General features: G+C 59.0%; 6 protein-coding genes. 3 read left to right on the top strand and 3 right to left on the bottom strand.

Features of this window, described 5'->3' with window-relative positions; all coding sequences use genetic code 11:
* Window positions 1-415: 415 nt before the first annotated feature.
* Complete coding sequence (locus ACOYNV_RS25155; RefSeq protein WP_422902554.1) at window positions 416-568, top strand: hypothetical protein; 153 nt, start codon at window positions 416-418, stop codon at window positions 566-568.
* On the opposite strand, the gene ACOYNV_RS25150 is transcribed toward ACOYNV_RS25155, so the two are convergent.
* The 3 genes from ACOYNV_RS25150 to ACOYNV_RS25140 form a co-directional block, all read right to left on the bottom strand.
* The gene (locus ACOYNV_RS25150) at window positions 558-1,004 is read right to left on the bottom strand and encodes a PAS domain-containing protein (protein WP_422902553.1); all 447 of its coding nucleotides are present in this window, start codon (window positions 1,002-1,004) and stop codon (window positions 558-560) included. The two genes, ACOYNV_RS25155 and ACOYNV_RS25150, sit on opposite strands and share 11 nt — an antisense overlap.
* Entirely contained in the window at window positions 1,001-1,339 is a 339-nt protein-coding gene (locus ACOYNV_RS25145) for an STAS domain-containing protein (RefSeq protein ID WP_422902552.1), read from the bottom strand. The genes ACOYNV_RS25150 and ACOYNV_RS25145 overlap by 4 nt, the downstream gene beginning before the upstream one ends.
* Window positions 1,340-1,902: 563 nt before the next feature.
* Window positions 1,903-3,831 (bottom strand): sigma-54-dependent Fis family transcriptional regulator, encoded by a 1,929-nt coding sequence (locus ACOYNV_RS25140; protein ID WP_422902551.1) that lies wholly within the window; start codon window positions 3,829-3,831, stop codon window positions 1,903-1,905.
* A 283-nt stretch (window positions 3,832-4,114) separates the two neighbouring features.
* Between ACOYNV_RS25140 and adh the strand changes: the two genes are divergently transcribed.
* Together adh and ACOYNV_RS25130 are read left to right on the top strand one after the other, a co-directional pair.
* On the top strand, window positions 4,115-5,635 hold the full coding sequence (gene adh / locus ACOYNV_RS25135) for an aldehyde dehydrogenase (protein WP_422902550.1): 1,521 nt from the start codon (window positions 4,115-4,117) through the stop codon (window positions 5,633-5,635).
* A gap of 81 nt (window positions 5,636-5,716) precedes the next feature.
* The gene (locus tag ACOYNV_RS25130) at window positions 5,717-6,079 is read left to right on the top strand and encodes a DUF779 domain-containing protein (RefSeq protein WP_422902549.1); all 363 of its coding nucleotides are present in this window, start codon (window positions 5,717-5,719) and stop codon (window positions 6,077-6,079) included.
* The last annotated feature ends 49 nt before the right edge of the window (window positions 6,080-6,128 follow it).

The raw sequence follows: 6,128 nt of genomic DNA, 5'->3' as shown, positions 1-6,128 counted from the left end.
AACGAACTGGCTCTGCATTTCCTTCGGTCAGATTCCGGGTCAAGCCCGGAATGAGTGCGCCGGATGGGTAGGATTGCTAGGATGATTAGAACAAATTTACCCCACACCCCCTTTCCCGCATGAATATAAGCATCACCGGGTAATCATTTAAAGTACATTCCGGTATTCTTTTATATTGATTGCTCTTGTACGCTTGGCACCATGAGGCGTCGCAAAGATTTTCGAGGGGATAGGTTCGGCAAGCGCTGAAGCAGGGCGGTTTGCTCTCATTTCTTCCTGATATCCAAGGCACGCCTCGCCCTTTTCTCGGGATGTCCAGGCAAACTATAAAGAAGCCGCGTTGTTGCCCAGACCGGGTTGCGTGAAGCGGTGGCAAAGAACCAGTTCGTTGTTTATTAGCAGGCCCAACTGACCCATGAACCTGGAAAAAGTAGTTCGTCCACGAAAAACACCAAAAGCGCAATTGAAAATCGACCAGGGTTTCGTTGGCGTCATCCTGATCGATCCCGACGTTGCCGCCATTGCCAGGATGGTCGTCGCCCTGGCGGAGATGCCTGCTACTCGCTGATGTCGCTCAGGGTAATGCGTATGCCCTTGTCCGAGCCCTTGTCGAGGGGATCTCCGGTGGTGCCAAGGCAGGCTAACTCTGCGAGAAAAACCGTGCCGTCGCCGCGCTGCAAGGCCAGTTCCATGGTGCCTTGCCCAATCTGTCTTTTCATGCTCAGGAAATTACGGTTCCAGCGATCCTGCTCTTCATCAACGACGAAAATGCTGAATCTTTTTTGCAGCAGATCCTTGCGCTCAACACCCAGGAGCGAGGCGCCGGTCAGGCTTATCTTTTCAATCAGTCCGTCGGATGAGAGGGTGACAAAGCCTAACGGCGTAGCATCGAAAATGTTCACATAGCGGTCACAGGATTTCGCCATGGCAGGGTTGGGTTGCATCATATCCATGTATTTCTCCAGTTTAAGACCACCGATAGCGGGCATCGACAAATAACTCATTTCGTTCTCATTTCGCTAACAGGACTCGGGTTGCCGCGGTAACTTCTCTTGGCACGGCCAAGAGCAGCGGCATGGAGAGTCGTAAATAATCGCTTGGAAGCTTCCTCAACGACTGGCGAAACGGCAACGATCCGCCCTGCGCTTTGCAGCAATCCGATCAGATGGATGCCACAAAGATCAATTTCGCTGACCTCCGACAGGTCTACTTCAAGATTTTTATAACGCCGCATGGCGTCGATAACCCTGTCTTCGAGTTCGCGGTAAAACTCATAGGTCATTTTTCCTTCAAGCTTGAGTTGAAACGGACTTTCGTTGGGTTGGAGAAGGCTATTCATCGGTTTTCCTTTGGTGTCAGTCCTGATCCGCTGCTCGACGGCATGTTGTTATTAGCTACTCAGCGCGTATCGTTTCAATAACTGCAATCATCATCGGTGATTGCCATGTATGAGCATCCTGTCGGATCATGTCCCGCACCCGACGCGTGAAATTAATCATTAAAAACGGGAACAAATCTCCTGCATTGCATGTCTATTTTATTATCCGGCGTCAAGCAAGGCTGGCTCATGTCCAGAATGACAACTCCCTTTTCAATCTGAAACTTTCAGGCGGGTCGTCATTCTTAAGAAATAATCCCTTTAAGCTCATCATCAATTTACGCACCCTGCGCGCTATCTGCAATGCTAGAAAATAAGTATTTAAATACCTGTAAACTGGTAAAAACGTGCCTGAATTCAGATTTATTTTGAAATTACCCTTCCCCCTGGAATTGATTCTTGAGTTTTTGGCCCGAAGCTCAACCAAGCTTTGCGGTGAATAGCAGAGCTTTTCAGGATTATTGCAGGGTGGCTCTGCACCCCAAGGGCTCTACGGGCTTCCCTCGGGGTGCGGGAAAGCGCGCTCAGGCCTTCATTTTCCGATACAGCGTTTGCCGGCTGACGCCCAGGCGGCGTGCGGCTTCCGAGATGTTGCCGGAACTCGTTTCCAGGGCCTGGCGGATGGCCGAGCGGGATAGTTCATCGAGGTTTTGCGCTTTCCCGGCGGAGGCTGGCGGGCGCAGAGAGGCTTGGGGGGCGGCGGTGAGTTCTTCAGCCAGGTCGTCGGGCAAGTGCTGCCAGGCGATGCAGTCCTCGTCGGGATCGAGCATGGCGCTGGCGGTGCGCAGCACGCTGGCGTACTGGCGCAGGTTGCCCGGCCACGGATGGAGGATCAGTTGCGCCAGCAGATCGGGGGCGAGATGGATGTCACGCCCGGGGTTGAGTTCGGCCAGCAGGCGGTCGGTCAGCCCCTGAAAATCCGTACGTTCGCGCAAGGCCGGCAGATGCAGGGTGAGGCCGTTGATGCGGTAGTACAGATCGCTGCGGAAACTGCCTTTTTCAGCCTCTTCGCGCAGTTTGCGGTGGGTGGCGCAGATCAGCGAGAAGTCGACGTCGACCGGCTGGCCGCCGCCGAGCGGAGTGACTTGCCGCTCCTGCAGCACGCGCAGCAGGCGCGTCTGCATGGTCAGCGGCATGTCGCCGATTTCGTCGAGAAAGAGGGTGCCGCCGTGCGCCTCGCGCAAGCGGCCGGGGCTGCCCTCGCGGCGTGCGCTGGTGAAGGCTCCCGGTGCATAGCCGAACAGCTCGGCCTCGATCAGGTTTTCTGGCAGCGCGGCGCAGTTGATGGCTACGAATGGGCCGTTGCGCCGCGGGCCGCTGTCGTGCGTGGCACGGGCGAAAAGCTCCTTGCCGACTCCCGATTCGCCGACGATCAGCAGCGGAATCGGCTTGCCGGCCACGCGTCGGGCTTTGTCGGTGGCGTTGTGCCAGTGTGTGTCACCGGCATCGAGTCTGGCCAGCGCGTCGTCGGTTGTCGTGATCGCGCTGGCGGCACGGGCTGGTTTCGCCGTCGGTGCAAGCGCTAGCGCCGTTGGCTCGGCATGGACCTGGACAAAGAGTGCGCTGCCGTCGTGCAGGTGCACCAGTGTTGGCTGGCCGGGGCGGCGTTTGTGGCGTGCCAGCAGTTCGCCCAGGCGCACGTCGATGGCGCTGGCCAGCGGGGTGGCGCCCAGGTCGGGCGGGGCGAGGTGGAGCAGGGCCAGTCCCTGGCGGTTGGCGCCGACGATCCAGTCATCTTCCGAGAGGGCGATGATGCCTTCGGCGACGCTGCCGATGCCTTCCGGGTGGGCGTGCAGATGCAGGCGGATGTGGCAGCGGCAGGTGGCGATGACGAGGCGGTTCTCGATCATGCGCGCCGCCATGCTGACCAGCCCCAGCGTGTGCGGATGCCGGCTGCGCTGGTCGCCGGAGATGTCGAGAATGCCCATCAGTTCGCCGCTGGCCGACATGATCGGCGTCGCCGCGCAGGTGAGAAATCCGTTACGTTCGAGGAAGTGTTCGCCACCGTGAATTTCGACCCCGGCAGCTTCGGCCAGCGCCGTGCCGATGGCGTTGGTGCCGCGGTGTTGCTCGTGCCACGAGGCGCCGGAGGACAGCGCCACGCGATCGGCCTTGTCAAGAAAATCGGTGTCGCCGAGGGTGTGCATCAGGGTGCCCCGGTTATCGGCGAGGATCACCATGCTCTGGCTGGATCGTACCTGTTCGAAGAGGTATTCCATAACTGGTCGGGAGTGGGCGAGCAGATCGTGGTTGCTGGCCAGGGCATGACGCAGCCCCATGCCGCTGGCGTGTTCGGTGTCGGCCAGCCCGGTGCCGGGAAGCAGTCCGGCGGCCAGGCTGCGCCGCCACGAACGGGCCAGACGCTCGTCGATGCCGACCGGCGGACAGTCGCCGTGTTCCAGCAGATACATGCGCGCCTGACGCAAAGCCGGCGCGGGTTGCGTGATGCTCATTTTGTCTCCTCGACCGGTCAATGCCCGTTTTTTTCCGAGTATAGAAGGATGCCGGACCAACGCAATAGCCGCAGTCCTGCAAAAGACTGTCCGCCTGTAGCGTTTTGTTACAGGTGTTGCGTTATGGAACGTTGCACAGGACACCGATCAACGCGCCATTGTCATTAAAACAATATTTGAAACAATGGCTTGGCGGCCACCGTCGAGGCTGGCACGAAACTTGATAAGTGTATAGGCCCGTATGGGAAATTAGTTCACCATTCCGTAAAACAAGGAGATAAATATGCTCTATGCTGCCCCCGGTACCGCCGGTGCCAAGATCGCCTTCAAGGCCAAGTACGACAATTTCATCGGTGGCAAGTGGGTCGCCCCGGTCAAAGGTGAATATTTCGACGTAATCACCCCGATCACCGGCAAGCCCTACACCCGGGCCGCGCGCTCCAGTGCCGAGGACATCGATCTGGCGCTCGACGCCGCGCATGCCGCCGCCGACAAGTGGGGCCGCACCTCACCGGCCGACCGCTCCAACCTGCTGCTGAAAATTGCCGACCGCCTGGAAGCCAATCTGGAGCTGCTGGCCTACGCCGAGACGGTGGATAACGGCAAGCCGATCCGCGAAACGCTGAACGCCGACATCCCGCTGACCATCGACCATTTCCGCTACTTCGCCGGCTGTCTGCGCGCGCAGGAGGGCGGCATCAGCGAGATCGACGAGCAAACCATCGCCTACCATTTCCATGAGCCGCTGGGCGTCGTCGGCCAGATCATCCCGTGGAACTTCCCGATCCTGATGGCTGCCTGGAAGCTGGCGCCAGCCATCGGCGCCGGCAACTGCGTGGTGCTCAAGCCGGCCGAATCGACCCCGGTCAGCATCCTGATCCTGGCCGAACTGATCGCCGACCTGCTGCCGCCGGGCGTGCTCAACATCGTCAACGGTTACGGCCGCGAAGCCGGCATGCCGCTGGCTACCAGCCGCCGCATCGCCAAGATCGCCTTCACCGGCTCGACCACCACCGGCCGCGTCATCGCCCAGGCCGCCGCCAACAACCTGATTCCGGCGACGCTGGAACTCGGTGGCAAGTCACCCAACGTTTTCTTCGCCGATATCGCCAAGGCCGACGACAGCTTTTTCGACAAGGCCATCGAAGGCCTGGTGCTGTTCGCCTTCAACCAGGGTGAAGTGTGCACCTGCCCGTCACGGGCGCTGATCCAGGAGTCGGTGTACGACCACTTCATGGAGCGCGTGCTGGTTCGCGTCGCCGCCATCAAGATGGGCAACCCGCTCGATACCGATACGATGATGGGTGCGCAGGCCTCGCAGGAGCAGATGACCAAGATCATGTCTTACCTCGATCTGGGCAAGCAGGAAGGCGCCAAGTTGCTGATCGGCGGCGAACGCGCCCATCTCGGCGGCGATCTGGAAGGCGGTTATTACGTCCAGCCGACCCTGTTCAAGGGCCACAACAAGATGCGCATCTTCCAGGAAGAAATTTTCGGGCCGGTACTCGCCGTTACCACCTTCAAGGACGAAGCCGAAGCCCTGGAAATCGCCAACGACACGCTCTACGGCCTCGGCGCCGGGGTGTGGAGCCGCGACGGCAATGTAGCCTACCGCATGGGCCGCGCGATCAAGGCTGGCCGGGTGTGGACCAATTGCTACCACGCCTACCCGGCACACGCCACCTTCGGCGGCTACAAGGAATCCGGCATCGGTCGCGAGACACACAAGGTGATGCTCGACCACTACCAGCAGACCAAGAACCTGCTGGTCAGCTACAGCGAGCAGAAACTGGGCTTCTTCTAGCCAGACATTCTCCATTCGCCCTCTGGCGTTTGAATATCGGGGGGCGGGCAACCGCCCCCTTTTTTGCATAGGGAGATTGAAATGGTTGAAAAAGTCATCGCCACCGAAGCGGCGCTCGAACTTATCGAGTTCCTCAAGAAAAAGCACGGCCCGCTGATGTTTCACCAGTCCGGCGGCTGCTGCGACAACAGCGCTGCCAACTGCTACCTGCCAGGCGAACTCACCATCGGCGCCGGTGATGTCTTCCTCGGCGAAATCGGTGGCTGCCCGTTTTACATCGGCAAGTCGCAATACCAATACTGGAAACATACCCAGTTGATCATCGACGTCATTGACGGCCATGGTGGCACCTTCTCGCTTGAAGGCCCGGAGGGGAAAGCATTCCATACGCGTTCGCGTGTTTTCAGCGAGGCCGAACTGGCAGAGTTAAGCCTGGAGGCTTAGGAACGCCTACGAAATAACTTCCCCTTTTCCAACATTCGAATCGGGAAGG

This window comes from Propionivibrio sp., assembly GCF_049316945.1.
Taxonomy (GTDB): domain Bacteria; phylum Pseudomonadota; class Gammaproteobacteria; order Burkholderiales; family Rhodocyclaceae; genus Propionivibrio.
This window is presented reverse-complemented; position numbering and strand designations above follow the sequence as displayed.

What these genes read in the sequence shown, in the direction of transcription:
- ACOYNV_RS25155 (WP_422902554.1), top strand. Translation starts at nt 416, where the DNA reads ATGAACCTGGAAAAAGTAGTTCGTCCACGAAAAACACCAAAAGCGCAA.
- ACOYNV_RS25150 (WP_422902553.1), bottom strand. Translation starts at nt 1,004, where the DNA reads ATGAGTTATTTGTCGATGCCCGCTATCGGTGGTCTTAAACTGGAGAAA.
- ACOYNV_RS25145 (WP_422902552.1), bottom strand. Translation starts at nt 1,339, where the DNA reads ATGAATAGCCTTCTCCAACCCAACGAAAGTCCGTTTCAACTCAAGCTT.
- ACOYNV_RS25140 (WP_422902551.1), bottom strand. Translation starts at nt 3,831, where the DNA reads ATGAGCATCACGCAACCCGCGCCGGCTTTGCGTCAGGCGCGCATGTAT.
- adh (WP_422902550.1), top strand. Translation starts at nt 4,115, where the DNA reads ATGCTCTATGCTGCCCCCGGTACCGCCGGTGCCAAGATCGCCTTCAAG.
- ACOYNV_RS25130 (WP_422902549.1), top strand. Translation starts at nt 5,717, where the DNA reads ATGGTTGAAAAAGTCATCGCCACCGAAGCGGCGCTCGAACTTATCGAG.